Source organism: Kutzneria sp. 744 (genome assembly GCF_000568255.1).
Classification (GTDB): domain Bacteria; phylum Actinomycetota; class Actinomycetes; order Mycobacteriales; family Pseudonocardiaceae; genus Kutzneria.
On sequence record NZ_KK037166.1, the window covers coordinates 10,363,134 to 10,364,708 of the forward strand.

The 1,575-nt window shown below is 72.6% G+C and carries 1 pseudogene; it reads left to right on the forward strand.

The window, feature by feature from the left end:
• Positions 1-231: 231 nt before the first annotated feature.
• A pseudogene (locus KUTG_RS62570) lies at positions 232-1,575 on the forward strand (glycoside hydrolase family 95 protein); the annotation flags it as partial.

Below are 1,575 nucleotides of genomic sequence, written 5' to 3' on the forward strand. Positions count from 1 at the left end.
CCTCGGGACGGCGAACTGCGGTGGGAGACCTCGCAGCACCGGCACAGCATTCATCCGGCCGGCGTTCAACCGTCCGGCCAGGACGGACTCGCCCTGCTGTTGGCGGCGCCCGTCCATGTCGGCTGCGATGATCACGGACCGGTCGTCGAGCATGCCGACCGGGCACTGCGCGCCGCCGCGGTGGCCCGCGTCCGATCGGAAGCGGGCGGGTCCGTGGTGGCGGACGGTGCGGTGTTGCGCCTACGGGGTGTTCGGCGGCTGACCGTGTTCGTCGACGTGCGAACGGGATTCGCGGGCTGGGACCAACAGCCGACGTCGGACGGGCCGGCCTGCGCGGCGGTCGCCGAGCGGGCCATCGCTGCCGCTTTCGGCCGGCCGTGGACGGAACTCCGCGCGGAACACCGAGCAGAACATGCCGAGCGAATGGGGCGGGTGACGTTGCGACTCGGCGGCCGGCCGCCGCGGGATCGCCCGCTCGACGCGAGGTTGCGCGCCCGTGCCGACGGCGAGTCGGACGAGTGGTTGATGCCGGTGCTCTTCGACTTCGGCCGCTATCTCCTACTCGCCTGCTCGCGTGCGGGCAGCCAGCCCGCCCACCTGCAGGGCCTGTGGAACGACCAGGTGACGCCGCCCTGGAACTGCGACTACACGCTCAACATCAACACGGAGATGAACTACTGGCCGGCCGAGACGACCGGTCTGCCGGAGTGCCACCAGCCGTTGCTGCGTCTGGTCGGAGAGCTCGCCGAGGCCGGTCGCGGGGTCGCGCGCGGGCTCTACGGGGCGCGCGGCTGGGCGTGCCACCACAACACCGACCTGTGGCGGGCGACCTGGCCGGTGGGGGAGGGGCGGGACGATCCGATGTGGTCGTTCTGGCCGATGGGCGGCGTCTGGCTGTGCCTGCATCTGGCCGAGCACTGGGAGTTCGGCCGCGACCGGGACTTCCTGCGCCGCACCGCGTGGCCGCTGGCGGCCGGCGCCGCGAGCTTCGCGCTGGACCTGCTCCACGAGGACGAGGACGGCTGGCTGGTGACCGGCCCCGCCACCTCGCCGGAGAACCGCTTCGTGACGGCGGACGGCCCGGCGGCCGTGGACATGTCGTCCACAATGGACGGGACGCTGCTCCGCGAGCTCTTCGGCTTCCTGCGGCGCAGCGCGGAGGACGCCGGCGACGCGGCCGATCCGACGCTGCTCGTCGAGATCGCGGCCGCGCTGCCGCGCCTGCGGCCGATCGCCGCGGGGCCGGACGGACGGCTGCTGGAGTGGCACATCGCACGGGAGGAGACCGAGCCGACGCATCGTCACGTCTCCCACCTGAGCGGCGTGTTCCCGGGAAACACCGTGCTGGCAACGCATTCCGACGCTGCCCGGCGCAGCATGGAGCAGCGCGGCGATGCGAGCACCGGGTGGTCGACGGCGTGGAAGGCCGCTCTGTGGGCTCGACTCGGTGACGGAGATGGGGCGTACCGCCTGCTCGACCTGTTGCTGCGGCCCGTCCCGGCCGATGGCTCCGGTGGCGACGAGGGAGCGTCTATCCGTCGTTGCTCTGCGCGCATCCGCCGTTCCAGATCGACG